The organism is Brevibacillus sp. SIMBA_040, assembly GCF_046535075.1.
Taxonomy (GTDB): domain Bacteria; phylum Bacillota; class Bacilli; order Brevibacillales; family Brevibacillaceae; genus Brevibacillus.
On the sequence record NZ_JAWRXI010000173.1, the window covers coordinates 1 to 274 of the forward strand.

Here is a 274-nt window from a genome sequence, read left to right on the forward strand (position 1 = left end):
CTGGGGCTGCGGCGGTGTCGGGCAGATGGCAATTCGCAGCGCTTATTTACTCGGCGCGGAACGAGTAATTGCGATTGATCGCTTTCCCGATCGTCTGCAAATGGCCGAATCGCGTGGTGGCGCATTGACCATAAACTACGAAACGACCAACGTTCATGACGCGTTGCTGGAACTGACCGGCGGCCGCGGACCCGATCGCTGCATCGATTGCGTGGGAATGGAGGCACACGGCACCGAGCTCGATTACGCGTACGACAAAGCCAAGCAAATGCTG

1 protein-coding gene is annotated in these 274 nt (G+C 58.4%); it reads left to right on the forward strand.

Annotated elements, in window-relative coordinates; genetic code table 11:
* Positions 1–25: 25 nt before the first annotated feature.
* The coding region (locus SB752_RS32425; RefSeq protein ID WP_410719501.1) for a zinc-binding dehydrogenase at positions 26–274 on the forward strand (249 nt) is incomplete at its 3' end.